Genomic DNA, 20,779 nt, shown 5'->3' with positions numbered 1-20,779 from the left:
TGGAGCTAACGTGAGCGCGGTGTCACGTCTTCCCGGGTTGCGGTTGTTCGTCCCAGTAGTAGTGGTCATGACCGCCCTTCTCGCCCTCGGCGGCGTCGCGCTCGCGGTGATCAACGCCGGTCGCCCCTCCGCTCCCGCGGCCTCCGCGGCCTCCGGTGAGAGCGCCGTCGTGGAGTCCCGCATCCGGGACCTGGCGGCGATCGCGCCGGTGACCGGCTCTCCCACGGTCCCGGCGAACCCGGACCCGAGCCCCGAGCCGAATCCGGACGCTCCGGCCGGAGAGGACCCGGCTCCGCAGAATCAGGATCCGCAGAACCAGACCCCGCAGAGCCAGGACCTGCGGAGTTCAGGCCCGCGGAACCCGGACCCGCGGGATTCGGGCTCGAGCGACCCCGCCTCCCCGGGGCCGACCCCCGGGCCGGAAGCCGGGCGGACCCCCGTCCCCGAACCGGGGACGACGGGAACTCCCGGACCCGTCTCCACCCCGCCCAGGTTGCTGGTGATCTCCCCCTCGACGCTGACCGAGCAGACCAAGGAGGACATCTCCCGGCTCAAGTACGTCCAGAAGGTCGACTCCTTCGACGGAGGGGCGGTCAAGGTGTCCGGGATCGGGCTCAACCTCATCGCGGTCGATCCGGCCCGCTTCCGTGCGTGGGCCCCCAGGGCCGTCGCCGAACAGCAGGGGATCTGGAACGCTCTCGCCAGAGGGGAGTTCGTCGCCGACAGCGCGGCGGCACGCCGCCTCGGACTGGTCCTCGGCTCGGAGTACCAGGTGGACGGCGGCCCCCGGCTCCGGGCCGCGGCCTCCGCCGGGTTCGGCCTGCCCGGTGTGGACGGCATCGTGGGGGAGGAGACCGGCCGCAGGCTGGGCCTGCTGCCGGGCGTGGCGCTGCTCGTGCACAGCTCGGAGAGGGCCGCCGGCGTCCTCAGGACCCGGGTGGGCAGGCTGCTGGGCCCGGGTTCCCAGGTGGTCGCCGTCGGCGGTGCCCGTACGGTGAAACCCACCCTGAAGCCCACCACCGGCGCGACGACCGGCAGGGCGGGCGCCGGCCGGGTGCGGCGGGTCGCGATCGGCAGGCCGGGCAGCTACCTGGAGCTCTACCGCAAGGCGGCCGGAGTCTGCCCGGGGCTCTCCTGGACGGTCCTGGCCGCGATCGGCCAGGTGGAGAGCTCGCACGGGCGCAACAACGGCCCCTCCTCGGCGGGCGCGCAGGGACCGATGCAGTTCATGCCCGCCACCTGGAAGGCCTACGGGGTGGACGGCGACGGCGACGGCATCGCCGACATCTGGAACCCCTACGACGCGGTCCCCGGCGCGGCCAACTACCTGTGCGCCAACGGGGCGGGCCGGGGCGGCAAGAAGCTGGAGAAGGCCGTCTGGTTCTACAACCACTCCTGGTCGTACGTCGCCAAGGTCATGGGCATCTCCCGCGGCTACGCCGCCGCCTACCCCTGAGGCGCCCGCGCCCGTCTCCGGAGCACCCGTGACCGGCCGTGCCCGTGACCGGCCGTGCCCGACCGCGCCCGCGACCACTCGCGGCCCCGTGACCGGCCGTGCCATGACCGCCTACGGCCCCGCGACCGGCCGTGCCGCGACCACTCGCGGCCGCGCGACCGCCCACGGCCCCGCGACCGGCCGCGCGGTCACCCGCGGCGGCGCGGCGGGGCCGGGCAGCAGGTGGCCGCGCACGCGACGGGCTCGGGCTCGGCGAGCAGCTCCCCGACCATCGAGACGAACCGCGGGTGGGTGCCGGCCGTGGACGCCCTGACCAGCGGCAGGCCGATCTTCCTCGCCGTCTCCGCGGCCTCCACGTCGAGGTCGTAGACGACCTCCATGTGGTCGGAGACGAAGCCGATCGGCACCAGCGCCACCGCCGGGGCGTCGACCTCAAGCAGGTGGTCGCAGACGTCGGGTTCCAGCCACGGGATGTGCGGGGCGCCGCTCCGGCTCTGCCAGACCAGGTCCCACTCCCTGTCGCCGCCGCTCACCTCGGCGGTGATCAGCGCCGCCGCCCGGCGCAGCTGCGCCTCGTACGCCCCGCCGCCGGGTCCGGCCGTCACGGCCATCGAGGTCGGGATGCTGTGCGCGGTGAAGACCAGCCGCGCGGAGTCCCGGAGCCCGGCGGGCAGCCGGTCCAGGGCCTCGCGGGTGTGGTCGGCCATCGCCGCGACGAACCCGGGGTGGTCGAAGTAGTGCCGGAGCTTGACGACCTCCGGGGCGCCCTCGACCGCGGCCCTGGCCAGCGCGATGTCGTCGATGTACTGGCGGCAGGCCGAGTACGAGCTGTAGGCGGAGGTGACGAAGGCCGCGGCCCTGCGCACCCCGTCGGACGCCATCCGGCGGAGCGTGTCCTCCAGGTAGGGATGCCAGTTGCGGTTGCCCCAGTAGACCGGAAGGTCGACGGTCGGCTCCACGGCCGCGATCAGGTCGCGGCACTGCTGGTTGATCGGGCTGGCCCCGCCGAAGCGCTGGTAGTGCGCCTCGACCTCCAACAGCCGCTCGCGCGGGATCCCCCTGCCCCGGACCACGTTCTCCAGGAACGGCATCACGTCGTCCGGCTTCTCGGGTCCCCCGAACGAGACGACGAGAAGCGCGTCGTAATTCCCCATGGCATTCATCAAACCGCATGCCGGGGTGTCCTCTTGCCTGGTCACCTCGAGTAGTTCGTTATCAACAAGGTTTGTGGATGCATGTTCGGATGCATGTTCGGAGACGATTGCCGAGGTAGGTTCGAAACCGTGACCCCATTTAACGACATCCGCGATTATGTCGGCGTGCCGCGGGTGGCATCCCTGCGGCTATCCCTCGACGGAGCGCGTCTGGTCAGCGTGGTGCAGGCGCTCGATCCCGACGGGAGATCCTACGGGACCTCCCTGTGGGAGATCCCTCTCGACGGCCGCCGGCCGTACCGGCTGACCAGATCCGTCAAGGGCGAGGCCGGGACCGCGTTCACGCAGGGCGGCGACCTGCTCTTCGGCTCGCGCCGGCCCGACCCGACCGTCAAGGAGACCGACGAGGAGGTCCCCGCGCTCTGGCTGCTGCCCGCGGCGGGTGGCGAGGCCCGGCAGGTCGCCTCCAGGCCGGGGGGCATCGCCGGGTTCGTGACCGGCGGGAAGACCGTGGTCTTCGGCTCCGACGTGCTCCCCGGCGACGAGGCGGACGAGGCCGAGCGGCGCAAGACGCGCAAGGACTCGGGGATCAGCGCGATCCTGCACGAGAGCTACCCGGTGCGCTACTGGGATCACGACCTCGGCCCCGGGGAGCCCCGGCTGTTCGCGGGCACCCTGGGCGACGGCGAGCGGCTGGCCGAGGTCAGGGACCTCACCCCGCAGCCGGGCAAGGCGCTGTCCGGCCACAGCGCGTGCGACGTGACACCCGACGGCTCCACGGTCGTGACGACCTGGGGCGTGCCGATGCCGCGGGGCGAGCTCCGCTTCGAGCTGGTCGCCATCGACACGGACGACGGCGGCGCCCGGCGGGTCCTGGCCGCCGCGGACGACCACGACTTCGACGGGCCGGTCAAGATCTCCCCCGACGGGCGCCTGGTCGCGTGCGTCAGGAACAACCACGCCGACATCGACCGGATCCCCGAGAGCACCCTGTGGATCGTCGACATGGCCACCGGAGAGGGCCACCCGGCGGGCGGCGAGCTCTGGCCGTCCGACATCGCCTGGGCACCCGACTCCCGCTCGCTGTTCGTGGCCGCCGACGACCGCGGCCGCCGCCCGGTCTTCCGGGTCCCGGCCGACGGGTCCGCGCCGGAGCGGCTCACCTCCGACGACGCCGCCTACTCCTCGCTCAACGTCGCGCCCGACGGGGCCGTCTACGCGCTGCGCAGCGCCGTGGACGCTCCCGCGGCCCCGGTCAGGGTGGCCCCGGACGGCACGGTCGGGAAGCTCGCCTCCCCCGCCCCCGAGCCGGAGCTGCCCGGCACGCTCACCGAGGTCACCGTGACCGCCGACGACGGCGCGGAGATCAGGGCCTGGCTGGTGCTGCCGGAGGGCGCCTCGGCGGAGAACCCCGCCCCGCTCCTGCTGTGGATCCACGGCGGCCCGCTGTCCAGCTGGAACGACTGGTCCTGGCGCTGGAACCCGTGGATCATGGCCCAGCACGGTTACGCCGTGCTGCTGCCTGATCCGTGCCTGTCCACCGGCTACGGACCGGACATGATCCGGCGCGGCTGGGCCGACTGGGGCCCGCGGACCCACGCCGACCTGATGGCGATCACCGACGCCGCCCTGGAGCTGCCCCAGGTCGACCCCGCCAGGACCGCCGCCATGGGCGGCTCGTTCGGCGGCTACATGGCCAACTGGGTCGCCGGGCACACCGGCAGGTTCAAGGCGATCGTCACCCACGCCTCGCTCTGGAACCTCGACCAGTTCGCCGGCACCACCGACGCGTCCATGTACTGGCAGCGCGAGTTCGGCTCCCCGGGAACCAGCCTGTACGCGAAGCTCTCCCCGCACCTGTCGCTGGAGAACATCTCCACCCCGATGCTGGTCGTCCACGGGGACAAGGACTACCGGGTGCCCATCGGGGAGGCGCTGCGCCTGTGGTGGGACCTGCAGCGCTCGGAGGTGGAGTCGAAGTTCCTGTACTTCCCCGACGAGAACCACTGGGTGCTCAAGCCGGGCAACGCGGTCGTCTGGTACGAGACCGTCCTGGCCTTCCTCGCCCAGCACGTCCTCGGGCGCGAGTGGAAGCGCCCGGAGTCGCTGTCGTGAGCCCGGCGCGGCGAGCGGGGGTCGCCGTGCGGCGGGAGCGGCCACGGAGGACCCGGGGACGGGCGGGACGAGCGGGGAATGCGGTGCGCCCGGCTGGGCACATGGGGGCGGCGGGTGCCATCGTGGATCCGTTGGAACGAGTGAGGAGCGGATCGTGGACAGCGCCGTGACCTTCGGCCGGCTGGCGGAGGAGATCGCCAGGGAGGCCGGCGAGATGCTGCTGGCCAAGCGGCCGCCCCGCCCCGAGGTGCTGGCTACCAAGTCCAGCCCCACCGACGTGGTGACCGCCCTCGACCGGGCCTCGGAGGAGCTCATCCGAGACAGGATCAAGGCGGTCAGGCCCGACGACGCGATCCTCGGCGAGGAGGGTGGTCCCACCGGCGACGGCAGGGTCCGCTGGGTCGTCGACCCGATCGACGGGACGGTCAACTTCCTGTACGGGGTGCCCGAGTGGGCGGTCAGCATCGCGGTCGAGGTGGACGGCGAGGTCATCGCGGGAGTGGTCAACGTCGTGCCCCGCGGCGAGGTGTTCACCGCCGTCAGGGGCGGGGGCGCGTGGCTGGCGGGGGAGCGCCTGAGCTGCAACACCGGCGTGCCGCTGGAGCGGGCGCTGATCGCCACCGGGTTCGGTTACGAGAGCGGGCGGCGCGAGGTGCAGGCGGAGGTGCTCCGCCACGTGCTGCCCCGGGTGCGCGACATCCGCAGGGGCGGCTCGGCCGCCTCCGACCTGTGCGCGGTGGCGGCGGGGCGGGTGGACGGCTACTACGAGCGCGGCCCCCAGTACTGGGACTACGGGGCCGGCGGGCTCATCGCCGCGGAGGCGGGGGCCAGGGTCGGCGGGCTGGAGGGCAGGCCGGCCGGCCCCGGTCTCACCCTGTGCGCGGCACCCGGCCTGTTCGAGGAACTGCACGACCTGCTGCTCCCGCTCGACCCGGAACGCGACGCCTGACCCCGGGCTCCCCCGCCCGGACGTCCGCCCCGGTCGTGAGGGCTCCCGGCTCCCGGCTCCCGATCGACGGGGCGAGGGGAGAGGAACGGGGCGGGGGGAAGGCGAGGGGAAGAGGGCACGAAAAAGCCCCCCGGCCGGTGGGCCGGGGGGCTCCTTCCCATCAGCGCTGAATGGGGACGCCGTTGTCTGTGGCCAGACGGTGGAGATCCTCGATCTCGGCGGTGAAGGTGTCGGCGAGGTAGTCGTCGCCGGAGGTCCTGGCCTCCTGCAAATTCCTGCGTGCCTGGTCGAGGCGGTGTTCGATTGTGGTGGTGAACTCGCCCATCTCACCTTCTTTCTCACGGGCTCATGGGGACGGAAGGTACCGCGATAGAGACTGGAACCGGCTGTACCCAGGGTGAACCACGAGCTAAACCTGTGTGTTCCCGACATCACACGGAGTGCCCCCTCTCGTGAGGGCCTTACCGTGTGCTTACAGGTGGTGAGGGGAGAATGGGGAGCCGGGCCGGCGGTTGCTCAGGGAATGTGACGGGAGGTGCCATAAGCCGTGCGAGTGCTTGTGGTGGAGGATGAGCGGGTGCTCGCCGACGCGATCGCGACCGGGCTCCGGCGCGAGGCGATGGCCGTGGACGTGGCCTACGACGGCGCCGGGGCGCTGGAGCGGACGGGATACATCGACTACGACGTCATCGTCCTGGACAGGGACCTGCCCAAGGTCCACGGCGACGAGGTCTGCCGCCGCCTCGTGGCCTCCCGTACCGCGTCCAGGATCCTCATGCTGACCGCCTCCGGTGACGTCGACGACAAGGTGGAGGGGCTGGGGCTGGGCGCCGACGACTACCTGGCCAAGCCCTTCGTGTTCATCGAGCTGGTCGCGCGGGTGCGGGCGCTGGGCCGCCGTTCCGCCCCGGCGCTGCCGCCGGTGCTGGAGCGGTCGGGGGTCCGCCTGGACCCGGGCAAGCGGCTGGTGACCAGGAACGGCGGTGAGGTCGCGCTCACCAAGAAGGAGTTCGCGGTCCTGGAGGAGCTGATGCGCGCCGAGGGCGCGGTCGTCAGCCAGGAGGACCTGCTGGACAAGGCGTGGGACGAGAACATCGACCCGTTCACCAACGTGGTGCGCGTCACCATGATGACGCTGAGGAAGAAACTGGGCGAGCCTCAGGTGATCGAGACGGTGCCCGGGGTCGGGTACAAGTTGTGAGCACTCCGGCAGGCGGGGGAGAGGAACGCCCGACGTTCGTCCCGGTGGGCGAGAACCGCGAGTCGGTGCCGACCCATCCGATGATCAGCCCCCACTCCGAGCGGGGCGCCTGGAAGAGCGAGCGGCTGGAGTCCGGATCCCCCGAGAGGGAGGAGAGGCCGGCCGACCGGCCCCCGCCGCCGGTCGGCCCGCCCGCGTGGGACGGGCCGCCCCCGGTGGGTGCCGCCCCGGCGCCGCGGACCCCGCTGGACCGGCTGCGGGCGATCGTGGACCGGCTCAGCATCAGGTGGCGGCTGACCCTCACCTACGCCGCGCTGTTCTTCATCGCCGGCGCCCTGTTGATGGCCGTGATCTACCTGATGGTGGGCTGGGCGCTCTCCTCAGGGTGGCCGCCCTTCCCGTACGACGAGCTGCGGGAGCTCGTGGGGCCGGAGGCGGCGGCCATCTTCAAGCAGCAGTGGTACTGGCAGCAGCACGCCGCGATCTCCGGGGCGCAGCGGGAACTGCTGGCCCGCTCGCTGCTGGCCCTGCTGGGGGTCGGCATCCTGGCCGTCATCATCGGCTACATCGTCGCCGACCGGGCGCTCAAGCCCATCCAGCAGATGACCGCCACGGCCCGCAAGCTGTCGAGCTCCACGCTCGCCCACGAGCGGATCGACCTCAAGGGGCCCGACGACGAGCTGAAGGAGCTGGCCGACACCTTCGACGCGATGCTGACCAGGCTCAATGTGGCCTTCGACACACAACGAAGGTTCGTGGCCAACGCCTCGCACGAGCTCCGCACCCCCCTGACGATCAACCGGACGGTCCTGGAGATCGCCCTGGGCGATCCGGAGGCGTCGGGCGACCTGAAGGCGCTGGGCCGCACGCTCCTGGAGGTCAACGCCCGCAACGAGCGCCTGATCGAGGGCCTGTTGCTGCTGGCCCGCAGCGAGCGCGAGCTGAGCGTGCGCAAGCCGGTGGACATGAAGGACGTGGCCGAGACCGTCGTCGACCAGCTCGCCGCGCGGGCCGAGGAGGCCGGGGTCACCGTGATCCCCGAGCTTCGCAGCGCCGAGACCGTCGGCGATCCGGTGCTGCTCGAGCGGTGCGTGGCCAACCTGGTGGAGAACGCGATAAAGCACAATCTCTCCGATTCCGGACGTCTGTGGGTCAGGACGGGAATGGTGGAGGGTGCCTTGGTTGTTCAGGTGGCCAACACGGGGCCGCATGTGCCCGCGTACGAGGTGAACAGCCTTTTCGAGCCGTTCCGGCGGCTCAACGCCGACCGGGTCGACTCGGACAAGGGGGCGGGGCTCGGGCTGTCCATCGTCCGCGCGGTCGTGCGCGCCCACGGGGGCAACGTGACCGCCATACCCAGGGACGGAGGGGGTCTGGTGGTCACCGTGCGACTTCAGTCACGTTGATCCGGCGGGGGGCGTCTCGTTCACGCCGTACATGTGGTTGGATGTGCCGTCGAACACGGTGGTGCATGCCGCCGATGCTGTGGTTTACGCCATATTTGGCTAACCGTGGCCATTGGCAGTACGTCCCTCACGTGTAGGGAGGTTCAGTGACCATTCCGGCAGGGTACCGAAGCAGGAATCTCTCTGGCGGATCGGGCACAAGTCGTGCCTCTCGAACGTTACACACGCGCGAGTGAGCGCAGACAGATAGATGAGGGGGATGGAGCAGACCGATGGCTACCGATTACGACAGCCCACGCAAGACCGACGACGACCTCAGCGAGGACAGTCTTCAGGAACTGCAGGCCCGCCGTACCGACAAGTCCTCGGGCAGCATCGACATCGACGAGACCGATCTCGCCGAATCGCTCGAACTGCCGGGCGCGGACCTGTCAAATGAGGAGCTCTCGCTCCGGGTGATTCCTCGTCAGGCCGACGAGTTCACCTGTGCGCGCTGCTTCCTGGTGCACCACCGCAGTCAACTCGCCGTTGAGAAGAACGGCCAGCAGATCTGCCGGGAATGCGCGGCTTGAGATGATTCCGATGGCCTGTCCGAGGTGTGCTCTTCCAGGTATGGGTAGGGCCTCAGGACAGCCTTGAGGAGGTTCCGAGACATGACGTCAGAGAACAGGCGGACCGGTGCCGCGCCGGACGACTCCACGGCCGGGGAGTCGGACGGCGCGCCTGATCACGAAGTGGCCGCGGACGACGGTCCCGATCACAAGGGGGCCGCGGACGGCGGGGCCGGCCGGGAGGCGCCCGCGGACGGCGCGCCTGGTCACGGAGCGGCCGCGGACGACGGGTCCGGCAGGAAAGTGCCCGTGGACGACGGATCCGATCGGGAGACGGCCGCGGGCGGCCGGTCCGACCAGGAGGTGGCCGAACTCGTCGGCAGGCTCGCCGAGCCGGGGGACATGGACGGGGCCGAGCGGCGGCGGCTGCTCGGCCGTCTCACGAAATCACTGGCGCGAGGGGCGAAGAGGGCCAAGGAGTCGGGAGAGGGCCGGGGCCGCTGGCTGACCGACGTGTTCATGGCCGTGGCGCCCCGCATCCCCATCCGCGACCTGCACACCCTTTCCGAGCATCATCACGGTCTCACCTCCGAGGCGCTCGCCGACGACCTGGTACGCACCGCGACCAAGGCGACCATGGCGGTCGGGGCCATCGGCGGGGCCGTCGCCGCCGCCGAGTTCGCCGCCCCTCCCCTCCTGCTCTCCGCCCCCGCCCAGCTCGTGGCCGAGACCCTCGTCGTGGCCGCGATCGAGGTGAAGCTCATCGCCGAACTCCACGAGGTGTACGGGATCCAGGTGCCGGGCACCGGCTCCCAGCGGGCCATGGCCTTCGCGATGGCCTGGTCCAAGCAGCGCGGCGTCGACCCCATGGCACCCGGGACGATGACCGTCGCCCTGGGCACCGCGGCCAAGACCGCCCTGCGAAACAGGCTGATGCGCACCCTCGGGCGCCACCTCACCACCTTCGGCCCGTTCCTCACCGGCGCCGTGGCCGGAGGATTCCTCAACCGCGCCGCCACGAAGAAGCTCGGCGAGGTCGTACGGGCCGATCTGAGGGTCAACCGTGCCCTCCCGCCTGGCAAGTCATAGAAACCTCTCAAACGGGTAGTTAATTCAGTAAGCTCCCGACTACCTGGAGGAATCTGTGCTGGGCCGCAGCGCATTTGTGATCGTCGCCAACCGTCTCCCCGTCGACCGAGTCGGTGAGGACATGTGGCGGCGCAGTCCCGGCGGCCTCGTCACCGCGATCGCCCCCGTCCTGCAGCGCAGGGAGGGGGCCTGGGTCGGCTGGCACGGCGCCCCCGACGAGAACCTCGAACCCTTCGAACACGACGGCATGCAGCTCGTCCCCGTCCCGCTGTCCGAATCCGAGGTCGAGCTCTACTACGAGGGCTTCTCCAACGCCACCCTCTGGCCCCTGTACCACGACGTGGTCGCCGCCCCCGTCTACTCCCGGGTCACCTGGGAGGCCTACCGCACCGTCAACGAGCGCTTCGCCGAGGCCGCGGCCGAGGAGGCCGCGGAGAACGCCGTCGTGTGGATCCAGGACTACCAGCTCCAGCTGGTCCCGGCCATGCTGCGCAAGCTCCGCCCCGACCTGCGCATCGGCTTCTTCCTGCACATCCCCTTCCCGCCGGTCGAGCTGTTCTCCCAGCTGCCGTGGCGGCGTGAGATCGTCGAGGGCCTGCTCGGCGCGGACATGGTCGGGTTCCAGCGCCCCGGCGGCGCGTCCAACTTCATCCGGCTCTGCCGCCGCCTGCTCGGTCTCCAGCACCACAAGCACGAGATCTACGTGGGGGACCGGGTGGTGCGCGCCGGGGCGTTCCCCATCTCCGTCGACTTCGGCGAGCTCGACTCCCTGGTCAGGGAGCCGCACATCATCGCCAGGGCCAGGGAGATCCGCGCGGAGCTGGGCGACCCCGAGTGCCTGCTGCTCGGCGTCGACAGGCTCGACTACACCAAGGGCATCGGCCAGCGCCTGAAGGCGTTCGGCGAGCTGCTCTCCGAGGGGGCGATCAAGCCGGGTGAGGCGGCGTTCGTACAGATCGCCACCCCGAGCAGGGAACGCGTCGAGGAGTACATGCGGCTGCGCGACTCGATCGAGCTCCAGGTCGGCCGGATCAACGGCGAGCAGGGGGAGCTCGGGCAGCAGCCCGTGCAGTACATGCACCAGTCGTACGGCCGGGACGAGCTCGCCGCGCTCTACCTCGCGGCGGACGTGATGGTGGTGACGCCGCTGCGCGACGGGATGAACCTGGTCGCCAAGGAGTACATCGCCTGCCGCAACGACCTGCGCGGCGCCCTGGTGCTCAGCGAGTTCGCCGGGGCGGCCGACGAGCTGCGCCAGGCGTTCATGGTCAACCCCTACGACGTCGACGGCCTCAAGCGGGCGATGCTGACCGCGATGCGGGCCACCCCGCACGACCTGTCACGCCGGATGCGGTCACTGCGCCGGAGGGTGTCCACCTACGACGTGGACCGCTGGGCGCAGGAGTTCCTCACCTCGCTGGAGTCCTCGGGGTCCACGGCGTCCCCGGGTTCCCAGCTGTCCCTGGAGCCGTCGGAGTCCCCGGAACCCTCCTGACCTCTCGCCGAAATCACCGGGATACACGGGGAGCCCCGGCGCGGTCGAGTCCCTCCGGGCCTCGCCGCGCCGGGGAGCGACATCCCCGGAGGGGGCCGGTGCGACCGCGTCGTTCCGGCCTCCCGCCAGGCCGTGCGAAGCGGCGGCGGCACGGCGGCGCCGCAGCGGGGGCACGGCAGAGGCGCGGCGAGGCACGGCGGGAGCGCGGCCCCCGCGGTGCGGTCGCCGTCAGGTGGTGACGTCCCTGGCGGCGTCCTTGACGGCCTTCCACGCGTCGTAGCGCTTCCTGGCGGTGCGGGCGACCATGATCTGCGTCACCTGCATGCCGACCCCCATCACCACGGCGTAGCCGATCGCCTCGCCGAGGCTGATCTCCAGGGACTCGTTGTCGACGGGCGGCTTCCTGCCGGTGGCCTTCTCCCAGGCGAACCCGATGGCCTTCTTCGCCCCCCACGCGGTGGCGAGGCCCAGGAGGCCGCCGATGGCCCTCCACGCCATGTCCTGCTTCTCGGTCTTGTCGGCCATGTGGTCCTCCCGTTTGCGGTTCGCCCCAAGAACACTAGTCTCCCCGAGCGCCGCATCGCGTGAAGCCATACCATAGGGAGGCATGACACAACAGCGACCGCGCTCTGCGCCCATGCCCGAGAAACCGACTCTCGATGGCCTGGAAGCCGTATGGGCGGGCCGCTGGGAGGCCGAGGGGACCTACCGTTTCGACAGGTCCCGCACGCGCGCGGAGATCTACTCGATCGACACCCCGCCGCCGACCGTCTCCGGCTCCCTCCACGTCGGCCACGTCTTCTCCTACACCCACACCGACACCGTCGCCCGCTTCCAGCGCATGCGCGGGCGCGAGGTCTTCTACCCCATGGGCTGGGACGACAACGGCCTGCCCACCGAGCGCCGGGTGCAGAACCACTTCGGCGTGCGCTGCGACCCCTCCATCGCCTACGACCCCTCGTTCGAGCCCCCGGCCAGACCCGACCCCAAGCGGCAGATCCCGATCTCGCGCGGAAACTTCATCGAGCTGTGCGAGCGGCTCACCGTCGAGGACGAGAAGGTGTTCGAGGAGCTCTGGCGCCGCCTGGGCCTGTCGGTCGACTGGTCGCTGACGTACGCCACCATCGGCGACGCCGCCCGCACCGCCTCCCAGCGCGCCTTCCTGCGCAACCTGGACAGGGGGGAGGCGTACGTGGCTCAGGCGCCCACGCTGTGGGACGTCACCTTCCGCACCGCCGTCGCCCAGGCCGAGCTGGAGGACCGCGAGTGGCCCGGCGCCTTCCACCGGCTGGGCTTCGGCCTGTCGCAGGAGCAGCGGGCCAGGGGGTTCGGTGACCGGGTCTGGATCGAGACGACCCGCCCCGAGCTGCTGCCCGCCTGCGTCGCGCTCGTCGCCCACCCGGACGACGAACGCTACCGGCCCCTGTTCGGCACCACGGTCAGGACGCCGCTGTTCGGCGTCGAGGTGCCGGTGCTCGCCCACCACCTGGCCGAGCCGGACAAGGGCTCGGGCATCGCGATGATCTGCACCTTCGGCGACGTCACCGACGTCGTCTGGTGGCGCGAGCTCGACCTGCCCACCCGCGCCGTCATCGGCTGGGACGGCAGGCTGCTGCCGGACGCGCCCGAGGGCGTGCCGCGGGAGCCGTACGCGGAGCTGGCGGGCAGGACCGTGCACGGCGCCCGCGAGCGGATCGTGGAGCTGCTGCGCGCGTCGGGCGACATGGAGGGCGAGCCGCGCGCCGTGAGGCGCACGGTGAAGTTCTACGAGAAGGGCGACCGGCCCCTGGAGATCGTCACCACCCGCCAGTGGTACATCCGCAACGGCGGGCGCGACCTCGCCCTGCGCGACGCGCTCCTGGCGCGCGGCGCGGAGCTGTCCTGGCACCCGCCGCACATGCGGGTCCGCTACGACAGCTGGGTGCAGGGGCTGGCGGGCGACTGGCTGATCTCCCGGCAGCGGTTCTTCGGGGTGCCCATCCCGGTGTGGTACCCCCTGGACGACGAGGGCGAGCCCGACCGTTCCGCGCCGATCGCGCCGCCCGAGTCCGCGCTGCCGATCGACCCGTCCACCGACGTCCCGCCCGGCTACACCGAGGACCAGCGCGGCAAGGCGGGCGGCTTCATCGCGGACCCGGACGTCATGGACACCTGGGCCACCTCCTCGCTGACGCCGCAGATCGCCGGGGGCTGGGAGCGCGACCGGGACCTGTTCGAGCGGGTCTTCCCGATGGACCTGCGCCCGCAGGCCCACGAGATCATCCGGACCTGGCTGTTCTCCACCGTGGTCCGCGCCCACCTGGAACAGGGCACCCTGCCCTGGAGCCACGTCGCGATCTCCGGGTGGATCCTCGACCCCGACCGCAAGAAGATGTCCAAGTCCCGGGGCAACGTGGTCACCCCACTCGGCCTGCTGGAGCAGTACGGCTCCGACGCGGTCCGCTACTGGGCGGCCGGCGGCCGTCCGGGCACCGACACGGCGTTCGACACCGGCCAGATCAAGGTCGGCCGCCGGCTGGCCATCAAGATCCTGAACGCCTCCCGGTTCGTCCTGGGCCTGGGCGAGGGCGGCGGGGAGGTCACCGAACCGATCGACCTGTCGATGCTGGCCAGGCTGTCGGAGGTGGTCCACGAGGCCACCGAGGCGTTCGAGGGCTACGACTACACCCGCGCCCTGGAGCGCACCGAGCGGTTCTTCTGGGAGTTCTGCGACGACTACCTGGAGCTGGTCAAGGCCAGGGCCTACGACGACGCCGAGGACGGGAACGGGGAGGCGGGCGCGGCGGCGCGTTCGGCGCACGCGGCGCTGCGCGAGGCGCTCGACGTCATGCTCCGGCTGTTCGCCCCGTTCCTGCCCTTCGTCACCGAGGAGGTGTGGTCCTGGTGGCGTGAGGGTTCGGTGCACCGGGCCGCCTGGCCCCAGGCGCGCGAGCGGGAAGGCGATCCCGAGCTGCTGCCCGCGGTGGCAGCCGTCCTCGGCCGGGTCCGCAAGGCCAAGTCCGACGCCCGCCTGTCCATGCGCGCGGAGGTCGCCCGGCTGACCGTCACCGGCGCGGGGGCCGACCTCGTGCGCCGGGCGCAGGACGACCTGTGCGGCGCGGGCGTCATCGACGAGTTCGTGCTCCGGGAGGGCGAGGGGGACCTGCTGGTGGAGGTCACCCTCACCTGACCGGCGGGCGCGCACGCGAATCTGTCCTCGCCGTCGGGGAATCCTGCCGTACGGTCGAGGCAGGACAGGTGAGAGGAGGACAGGCATGCCGCCAGGATGTGGCAACTGCAGCTGCTACCTCGAAGACAGGGTGATCTCCCGCCCGCCGGATGAGCGCTGACCTCAGCCGGGTGAGCGCCCGCCCCTGACCGGGCGGGCGCCGATCCCGGCCGGGCGGCCGCCCCCGCCGGTGGGCGCGTTCCCGGCGGGCGTCGACGGCCGGCCGCCGGGCAACCGCGGCGCGGGCCCGCGCGTAGCCGCAGGTCCGGGCGGGCTGGAGTCCCCCGGACTCATCCGCGGGGAGCGCCTCGAAACCCTGGGGGGCGCTTCGAAACCCTCGCGCATTTCCCTTCCCGGCGTGACAGTCTGGATTATGTGATCTCCGATCGGGAACGCCTGACCAGCCTGGTGCCTCGCACGTTGCTGCGCATCGCGATGTGGAGCCTCTGCCTGATCATCATCGGCTGGGCCGTCTTCTACTTCGCGCAGTTCATCGCGACGTTGCGCATCGTGGTGCTGCCGGTGGCCATCGCGCTCCTGCTGACCGCGCTGCTGTTCCCGCTCACCAGGCGGTTCGGGGCGATGGGCATGCGGCCCATCTACGCGACCTGGCTCACGATGATCATCGCGCTCACCGTGCTCGGCGGCACCGGCTGGATCATCGGGGTGCGCGCCAACGACGAGTTCCCCGGCCTCGTCGACCAGGTGCGCCAGACGGTCAAGACCGTGCAGAACTGGCTCCACACCGGGCCCCTGCACCTGCAGCCGACCCAGATCACCAGCTGGGTCGACGAGATCGGCAAGCAGATCACCACCCAGCGCAACCAGATAACCCAGACGGTCCTCACCGGCGCCACGGTGGCGCTGGAGGTGCTGGCCTCCATCGTGCTGCTGCTGTTCGTGACGTTCTTCCTGCTCAAGGACGGCGACCGGATCTGGTCGTGGTTCCTGAAGGGCTTCGGCGAGGTCGCGCCCCGCGTCGACATGGCCGGCCGGGCCGCCTGGGTGACGCTCTCGCACTACGTGCAGGGCACGGTCGCGGTGGCCGCAGTGCACGGCGTGATCATGGGTATCGTGCTCGCGGGGATGGGCGTGCCGCTCTGGGCGCCGCTCGCGGTGATGATCTTCCTGGCCAGCTTCATCCCCATCGTCGGCATCTTCTTCGCCGGTTCCGTGGCCACCCTGGTCACCCTCGGCGCCAAGGGCCCGATCTACGCCCTGATCTTCCTCGGCATCCTGCTCGTGGAGCAGCAGCTGGAGAACCACGTGCTCCAGCCGCTGATCGTCGGCAGGGTGCTCCACTTCCACCCGTTGGCGATCATCCTGGTGCTGGCGGTGGGCGGCATCCTGGCGGGAATCGCCGGGGCCGCCGTGGCGGTGCCGGTGGCCGCGGTGATCTACCGGGCGCTGCCCGAGCTCATGGGCGGCTCCCACCTGGCCCTGCCACCGGCGCCACCGCAGCCCGATCCCGGCGGCCCTGATCCCGGCGGCCCTGATCCCGGCGATCCAGGTGATCCCGGTAGCCCGGCACCGCCGGGTGCGGCGGGAAAGCCGGTGAATGAGGAATCACCGCAGCCCAGGGGGTAACGTTCTGCCCCGTGACCCGTTCCGCCCTGACCACCCCCCCGCCGGATGCGACCCGCCCGAGGCCGCTTCCCGGCGCGCCCGCTCCCGGCACCCCGCTCGGCTCCCACTACAGCCGCTGCTTCGGCTGCGGCGCCGGACACCCGAACGGCCTGCACCTGACCGCCTCCAGCCCTGACGGGGTCACGGTGGTCGCCGAGTTCACCGTGGAGGAGACCCACCAGGGCGCGCCCGGCCTGGCGCACGGCGGCGTGCTCGCCGCGGCGATGGACGAGGTCATCGGCATGTCCGTGTGGCTCTTCCAGCGCCCCTACGTCACCGGCCGGCTGGAGACCGACTATCTCGCGCCGGTTCCGGTCGGCACGGTCCTGCATCTGCGCGCCTGGTGCAACGGCATGTCCGGCAGGAAGGCGTACCTTGAGGCTGAGGGCCGGATCGGTTCCCCGGACGGCCCGGTCGCCGTGCGGGCCGCGGCGCTCTTCATCGAGGTGGCCATGGAACATTTCGCCAAGCACGGCGACATCCAGACGATCGCCGACGAGCACCACGAGTACGAGGTGAACCCGTGACCCACACCGTCGAGGTGTTGATCCACCGGCTCGACGCCGGCCTGCCGCCGCCCTCGTACGCCCACGCGGGCGACGCGGGCGCGGATCTCCACGCCGCCGAGGACGTCGAACTCCTCCCCGGGGAGCGGGCCGTGGTCGGCACCGGGCTGGCGATCGCCCTGCCCGACGGGTACGCCGCGTTCGTCCACCCGCGCTCGGGCCTGGCCGCCAGGCACGGCGTGACGCTCGTCAACGCGCCCGGCACCGTCGACGCGGGATACCGGGGCGAGATCAAGGTGACGCTGATCAACACCGACACCAAGAACGCCGTGCGGCTGCGCAGGGGAGACCGCGTCGCGCAGCTGGTGATCCAGAAGGTGGAGAAGGCGGTGTTCCACGAGGTGGACCGGTTGCCGGGATCGGCGCGAGGCGCCGGCGGATTCGGGTCCACCGGCCGCTGACAGGGAGCGAACCCGGTGAGGGGGGCGAAGTGGCCGGTGGTGATCGGGGACCGGAGCGCGTCTCCGGCCCGCGGGGCCGCCCGCCGCCGCGCCCGGCGGGGGACGAGTGACCAGTGAATCTTCAAGGAGCGTGAGGAAAGTGTTCGGACGTAACCGCCGTGAGAAGTCCCCGGCCGCCAAGGCCGCCAAGGCCGTGGTGCAGGAGGTCGAGCAGGTCCCCGCGCGGGAGTCGGGGCCGTGGGACGCCGACGAGCCCCATCCCGAGCGGGAGCGGGTCGACCTCGGAGGCATGCGCCTGCCGGTCGACGCCGGTTTCGAGGTGCAGCTCAACCTGGCCGGTGACCAGATCGTCGGCGCTGTGGTCCTGTTCGAGGGGAGCGCCCTGCAGGTGCACGCCTTCGCGGCGCCCAGGCGGAGCGGGATCTGGGACGAGGTCAGGGCCGAGCTGGCCGAGGGCGTCAAGAGCGCCGGGGGCACCGCCGAGGAGCGGGAGGGGGCGTTCGGCGTCGAGCTGGCCGCCAGGATCCCCGCGGAGGGCGGCGAGCAGCCGGTCCGCTACATCGGGGTCGACGGGCCACGCTGGTTCCTGCGCGCGGTGATCAGCGGGAAGGCCGCGGAGGACGCAGGGATCGCCGCGACGCTGGAGGGTGTCGTCCGGGACATAGTCGTGGTACGCGGCGACGAGCCGATGGCCCCCAAGGAGGCGATCGAGCTCCGGCTGCCGCCCGAGGCCAGGCAGGCCGCGGAGCAGCAGGCCGCCGGGGGCGACGTGCCCGACCTCAACCCGTTCGGCCGGGGACCCGAGATCGCCGAGATCCGCTGACGGGCCCGATCGCGTACGCTGGTTCGACTCGTGTGTGAAGGAGAGGTCCGTGGGTTCTCAGGAGCCGCATAAACAGAGCGGTTTGCGGGGATTCTTCCGCCGGTTGACCGCCGGTCAGGCCGAATTGGAGGCCGACGAGCTCCAGCAGGACCTCGACCGCCACGGTGCCACGCCCATCGTCTCGTGCGGTATGCGCCGTCGCTTCTGCGTGACCGGTACGCTGCGGACGGTGACGCTGCGTCCTCGTGGTGGCGCTCCGGCGCTGGAGGCCGAGCTTTACGATGGTTCGGATGTGATCGACCTGATATGGCTGGGCCGCAGGAAGATCGCGGGCATCGAGCCGGGGCGCCTGGTGCTGGCGGAAGGACTCGTCAGCGTGCAGGATGGCCGCAAAGTCATGTTCAATCCGAGATATGAGCTGCGTCCCGCGGGCGGTGCGTGAGTGATTGACGATCACGAGACGGTGAGCGAGAAGATGACCACCACCGGCGAGACCGCCGCGCACGACACGGTCGAGGCCGCGATCCGCAGCCAGCTGGCCAAGGCCTTCGGCGGAGTGCGGGGCGTCGTCGAGGCGGCCGTGCCCACCATCGCCTTCACCGGCATGTGGATCACCACCTCCAACCTGAAGCAGTCCCTGATCGTCAGCATCTCGGCCGCGGTGCTGCTGCTCGTCGTGCGGCTGGTGCAGCGCTCGACGCCGCAGTTCGTGGTCAACAGCCTGATCGGCATCGGCATCGGCGCGTTCTTCGCCTCCCGCACCGGCGAGGCGAAGGACGTCTTCCTGCCGGGCATCCTCTACAACGCCGGCTACTCCGTGGTGATGCTGCTGTCGATCGTCACCCGATGGCCGGTGGTGGGCTTCCTCATCGGCTCCGTCACCGGCGACCCGACCGCGTGGCGCGCGGATCCGGCCGTGGTGAAGCTCTGCACCAGGCTCACCTGGCTGCTGATGATCCCGTGCGTGGTCCGGGTGGCGGCGCAGCTCCCCGTCTTCCTGATCGGCGGGAACGACGCGGTCGCCGAGCTGGGCATCCTCAAGATCGCGATGGGCTGGCCGCTCCAGGTTGCGGCGCTCGCCGCCATGGTGTGGCTCCTGGCCCGGGGCAGGACCCCGGTGCGGCCCGCGGTCTCCTGACCGCGGGGCCCGGTCCGGGTCCGCCGCCCTCCGCGCCGTCGCGGAGGGCTTTCCCGTTCACCGCCGGCGCGGCCCTCCCGCCGGCTTCCGTTTCCCGCCCGCTCCCGTTTCCCGCCCGCTTCCGGGCCGGTCCGGGCGGGGAAGCGGGCGCGAGAGGCGCGCGGTGCGGGAGATCCCGGCTCAGCGGGGCGTACGGTGCGGGGACAGGAGCTCGGCCAGCTCCTCCTCGACCTCCTGGCTGGCCACGAACATCAGCTCGTCACCGGCCTCCAGCGGGTCGTCGGCGGTGGGCACCAGCACCCGGCCCTCGCGCAGGATCGCGACCAGGGCGGTGTCGTTGGGCCACGGCACCGAGCCGGCGCGCTGGCCGACGACCGGCGCGTCCTCGGGCAGGGTGAGCTCGACCAGGTTGGCCTGCCCCTGGCGGAAGGTCATCAGCCGTACCAGGTCGCCGACGCTGACCGCCTCCTCGACCAGCGCGCTCAGCAGGCGCGGGGTCGAGACGGCCACGTCGACGCCCCACGACTCGTTGAACAGCCACTCGTTCTTGGGGTGGTTGATCCTGGCGACCACGCGCGGCACGCCGTACTCCGTCTTGGCGAGCAGCGAGACCACGAGGTTGACCTTGTCGTCGCCGCTGGCGGCGACGACCACGTGGCACTCGGCCAGGCCCGCCTCGTCCAGCGAGGAGATCTCGCAGGCGTCGGCGAGCAGCCACTCCGCCCGCGGCACGGTATCGATCTTGATGGCCTTGGGGTCGATGTCGACGAGCAGGACCTCGTGGCCGTTCTCCAGGAGCTCGGCGGCGATCGACCGGCCGACCGCTCCCGCGCCGGCGATGGTGACGCGCATCAGTGCTCCTCCTCCGGCGCCCCGGACAGCACCTTGTTGATGCGGTCCATGTCGGTCTCGACCGCCATGACGTGCAGCACGTCGCCCTCCTGCACCACCGAGTCGTTCTTGGGCAGCAGGGTGTCGCCGATCCGGTTGATGAACGCCAGGCGGGTGCCCGCAGCCGCCTCCAGGTCCCTCGTCGCGGTGCCGATCCAGCCGGGGTGGTAGGCCACCTCCGCCAGCACCACGCACCCGCTGGGGTCGCGCCAGAGCGGCTCGGCGCCCTCGGGCAGGACGCGGCGCAGGATCTGGTCGGCGGTCCAGCGGACCGTGGCCACGGTGGGGATGCCCAGCCGCTGGTAGACCTCGGCGCGCCGGGAGTCGTAGATCCTCGCCACGACGTTGTCCACGCCGAACGTCTCGCGGGCGACCCTGGCGGAGATGATGTTCGAGTTGTCGCCGCTGCTCACCGCCACGTAGGCGCCCGCGGCCTCGATGCCGGCCTCCTCCAGGACGTCGCGGTCGAAGCCGATCCCGGTCACCCTGCGACCCCGAAACCCCGCCCGCAGGCGGCGGAACGCCTGCGGGTCACGGTCGATGATCGCGACCGAGTGGCCGCTGTCCTCAAGGATGTGCGCCAGGGTCGAACCGACCCGGCCACACCCCATGATCACGATATGCATGCTCCCCCGCCGGTCGCTGTGAGGCGGATCTTGATCCCGATGTATTCAGCCAGTATGGACCGCCCCAGGAGTGCCGCGTGAGTG

20 protein-coding genes are annotated in these 20,779 nt (G+C 71.5%); 15 read left to right on the top strand and 5 right to left on the bottom strand.

Annotated elements, in window-relative coordinates:
• The first annotated feature begins 19 nt into the window (after positions 1 to 19).
• Positions 20 to 1,456 carry a lytic murein transglycosylase gene (locus AB0G15_RS04400; protein WP_362835206.1) on the top strand — a complete coding sequence of 479 codons (1,437 nt, stop codon included), beginning with the start codon at positions 20 to 22 and terminating at the stop codon, positions 1,454 to 1,456.
• Between the two features lie 188 nt (positions 1,457 to 1,644).
• Here AB0G15_RS04400 and AB0G15_RS04395 read toward each other — a convergent pair whose 3' ends face one another.
• Entirely contained in the window at positions 1,645 to 2,610 is a 966-nt protein-coding gene (locus AB0G15_RS04395; RefSeq protein WP_362835204.1) for a ferrochelatase, read from the bottom strand.
• Between the two features lie 129 nt (positions 2,611 to 2,739).
• Here AB0G15_RS04395 and AB0G15_RS04390 point away from each other — a divergent pair, with 129 nt between their 5' ends.
• Together AB0G15_RS04390 and AB0G15_RS04385 are read left to right on the top strand one after the other, a co-directional pair.
• On the top strand, positions 2,740 to 4,725 hold the full coding sequence (locus AB0G15_RS04390; RefSeq protein WP_362835202.1) for a S9 family peptidase: 1,986 nt from the start codon (positions 2,740 to 2,742) through the stop codon (positions 4,723 to 4,725).
• Positions 4,726 to 4,879: 154 nt separating this feature from the next.
• On the top strand, positions 4,880 to 5,674 hold the full coding sequence (locus AB0G15_RS04385) for an inositol monophosphatase family protein (RefSeq protein ID WP_362681302.1): 795 nt from the start codon (positions 4,880 to 4,882) through the stop codon (positions 5,672 to 5,674).
• Between the two features lie 160 nt (positions 5,675 to 5,834).
• Here AB0G15_RS04385 and AB0G15_RS04380 read toward each other — a convergent pair whose 3' ends face one another.
• Positions 5,835 to 5,999: a hypothetical protein gene (locus tag AB0G15_RS04380; protein ID WP_362681299.1), complete on the bottom strand. Its 165-nt coding sequence runs from the start codon at positions 5,997 to 5,999 to the stop codon at positions 5,835 to 5,837.
• 222 nt (positions 6,000 to 6,221) lie between these two features.
• Between AB0G15_RS04380 and AB0G15_RS04375 the strand changes: the two genes are divergently transcribed.
• The 5 genes from AB0G15_RS04375 (at position 6,222) to AB0G15_RS04355 (ending at position 11,416) form a co-directional block, all read left to right on the top strand.
• Positions 6,222 to 6,875, top strand: coding sequence for a response regulator transcription factor (locus tag AB0G15_RS04375; protein ID WP_362835200.1), 654 nt, complete (start codon positions 6,222 to 6,224; stop codon positions 6,873 to 6,875).
• Entirely contained in the window at positions 6,872 to 8,281 is a 1,410-nt protein-coding gene (locus AB0G15_RS04370; RefSeq protein WP_362835198.1) for a HAMP domain-containing sensor histidine kinase, read from the top strand. The genes AB0G15_RS04375 and AB0G15_RS04370 overlap by 4 nt, the downstream gene beginning before the upstream one ends.
• Positions 8,282 to 8,553: 272 nt before the next feature.
• Entirely contained in the window at positions 8,554 to 8,853 is a 300-nt protein-coding gene (locus AB0G15_RS04365) for a DUF4193 domain-containing protein (RefSeq protein ID WP_030914836.1), read from the top strand.
• An 81-nt stretch (positions 8,854 to 8,934) separates the two neighbouring features.
• A complete protein-coding gene (locus tag AB0G15_RS04360) occupies positions 8,935 to 9,921 on the top strand; it encodes a hypothetical protein (RefSeq protein WP_362835196.1) in 987 nt (328 codons plus the stop codon).
• A gap of 55 nt (positions 9,922 to 9,976) precedes the next feature.
• Complete coding sequence (locus AB0G15_RS04355) at positions 9,977 to 11,416, top strand: trehalose-6-phosphate synthase (RefSeq protein WP_362835194.1); 1,440 nt, start codon at positions 9,977 to 9,979, stop codon at positions 11,414 to 11,416.
• A gap of 228 nt (positions 11,417 to 11,644) precedes the next feature.
• Here the strand turns inward: AB0G15_RS04355 and AB0G15_RS04350 are convergent, their stop codons facing one another.
• A complete protein-coding gene (locus AB0G15_RS04350; protein WP_362835192.1) occupies positions 11,645 to 11,941 on the bottom strand; it encodes a DUF4235 domain-containing protein in 297 nt (98 codons plus the stop codon).
• An 82-nt stretch (positions 11,942 to 12,023) separates the two neighbouring features.
• Between AB0G15_RS04350 and valS the strand changes: the two genes are divergently transcribed.
• The 7 genes from valS to AB0G15_RS04315 all read left to right on the top strand — a co-directional run bounded on the left by valS (position 12,024) and on the right by AB0G15_RS04315 (position 19,178).
• The gene (gene valS / locus AB0G15_RS04345) at positions 12,024 to 14,585 is read left to right on the top strand and encodes a valine--tRNA ligase (RefSeq protein ID WP_362835190.1); all 2,562 of its coding nucleotides are present in this window, start codon (positions 12,024 to 12,026) and stop codon (positions 14,583 to 14,585) included.
• Positions 14,586 to 14,999: 414 nt separating this feature from the next.
• Complete coding sequence (locus AB0G15_RS04340; protein ID WP_362835188.1) at positions 15,000 to 16,211, top strand: AI-2E family transporter; 1,212 nt, start codon at positions 15,000 to 15,002, stop codon at positions 16,209 to 16,211.
• An 11-nt stretch (positions 16,212 to 16,222) separates the two neighbouring features.
• On the top strand, positions 16,223 to 16,777 hold the full coding sequence (locus AB0G15_RS04335) for a PaaI family thioesterase (RefSeq protein WP_362835186.1): 555 nt from the start codon (positions 16,223 to 16,225) through the stop codon (positions 16,775 to 16,777).
• Positions 16,774 to 17,217, top strand: coding sequence for a dUTP diphosphatase (gene dut, locus AB0G15_RS04330; protein WP_362835184.1), 444 nt, complete (start codon positions 16,774 to 16,776; stop codon positions 17,215 to 17,217). Before AB0G15_RS04335 ends, dut begins: the two co-directional genes overlap by 4 nt.
• Positions 17,218 to 17,356: 139 nt before the next feature.
• Positions 17,357 to 18,040, top strand: coding sequence for a DUF3710 domain-containing protein (locus tag AB0G15_RS04325; protein WP_362835182.1), 684 nt, complete (start codon positions 17,357 to 17,359; stop codon positions 18,038 to 18,040).
• Positions 18,041 to 18,089: 49 nt separating this feature from the next.
• Positions 18,090 to 18,482 (top strand): OB-fold nucleic acid binding domain-containing protein, encoded by a 393-nt coding sequence (locus tag AB0G15_RS04320; RefSeq protein WP_344744598.1) that lies wholly within the window; start codon positions 18,090 to 18,092, stop codon positions 18,480 to 18,482.
• Between the two features lie 33 nt (positions 18,483 to 18,515).
• Positions 18,516 to 19,178 carry a DUF3159 domain-containing protein gene (locus tag AB0G15_RS04315; protein WP_362835322.1) on the top strand — a complete coding sequence of 221 codons (663 nt, stop codon included), beginning with the start codon at positions 18,516 to 18,518 and terminating at the stop codon, positions 19,176 to 19,178.
• A 180-nt stretch (positions 19,179 to 19,358) separates the two neighbouring features.
• Here AB0G15_RS04315 and AB0G15_RS04310 read toward each other — a convergent pair whose 3' ends face one another.
• On the bottom strand, positions 19,359 to 20,030 hold the full coding sequence (locus tag AB0G15_RS04310; protein ID WP_329084000.1) for a TrkA family potassium uptake protein: 672 nt from the start codon (positions 20,028 to 20,030) through the stop codon (positions 19,359 to 19,361).
• Positions 20,030 to 20,695, bottom strand: a complete 666-nt coding sequence (locus AB0G15_RS04305) for a TrkA family potassium uptake protein (protein WP_362835180.1) — start codon at positions 20,693 to 20,695, stop codon at positions 20,030 to 20,032. Before AB0G15_RS04305 ends, AB0G15_RS04310 begins: the two co-directional genes overlap by 1 nt.
• Between the last annotated feature and the right edge of the window lie 84 nt (positions 20,696 to 20,779).

The organism is Streptosporangium sp. NPDC023825, assembly GCF_040639575.1.
Classification (GTDB): Bacteria; Actinomycetota; Actinomycetes; order Streptosporangiales; family Streptosporangiaceae; genus Streptosporangium.
The sequence above is the reverse complement of the archived record's forward strand: the minus strand, read 5'-3'. Positions and strand labels throughout refer to the sequence as shown.

Excerpts from the sequence above, each read along its gene's own strand:
- AB0G15_RS04365 (WP_030914836.1), top strand. The coding sequence starts at position 8,554 with ATGGCTACCGATTACGACAGCCCACGCAAGACCGACGACGACCTCAGC.
- AB0G15_RS04360 (WP_362835196.1), top strand. The coding sequence starts at position 8,935 with ATGACGTCAGAGAACAGGCGGACCGGTGCCGCGCCGGACGACTCCACG.
- AB0G15_RS04315 (WP_362835322.1), top strand. The coding sequence starts at position 18,516 with ATGACCACCACCGGCGAGACCGCCGCGCACGACACGGTCGAGGCCGCG.
- valS (WP_362835190.1), top strand. The coding sequence starts at position 12,024 with ATGACACAACAGCGACCGCGCTCTGCGCCCATGCCCGAGAAACCGACT.
- AB0G15_RS04305 (WP_362835180.1), bottom strand. The coding sequence starts at position 20,695 with ATGCATATCGTGATCATGGGGTGTGGCCGGGTCGGTTCGACCCTGGCG.
- AB0G15_RS04395 (WP_362835204.1), bottom strand. The coding sequence starts at position 2,610 with ATGGGGAATTACGACGCGCTTCTCGTCGTCTCGTTCGGGGGACCCGAG.
- AB0G15_RS04380 (WP_362681299.1), bottom strand. The coding sequence starts at position 5,999 with ATGGGCGAGTTCACCACCACAATCGAACACCGCCTCGACCAGGCACGC.
- AB0G15_RS04350 (WP_362835192.1), bottom strand. The coding sequence starts at position 11,941 with ATGGCCGACAAGACCGAGAAGCAGGACATGGCGTGGAGGGCCATCGGC.
- AB0G15_RS04310 (WP_329084000.1), bottom strand. The coding sequence starts at position 20,030 with ATGCGCGTCACCATCGCCGGCGCGGGAGCGGTCGGCCGGTCGATCGCC.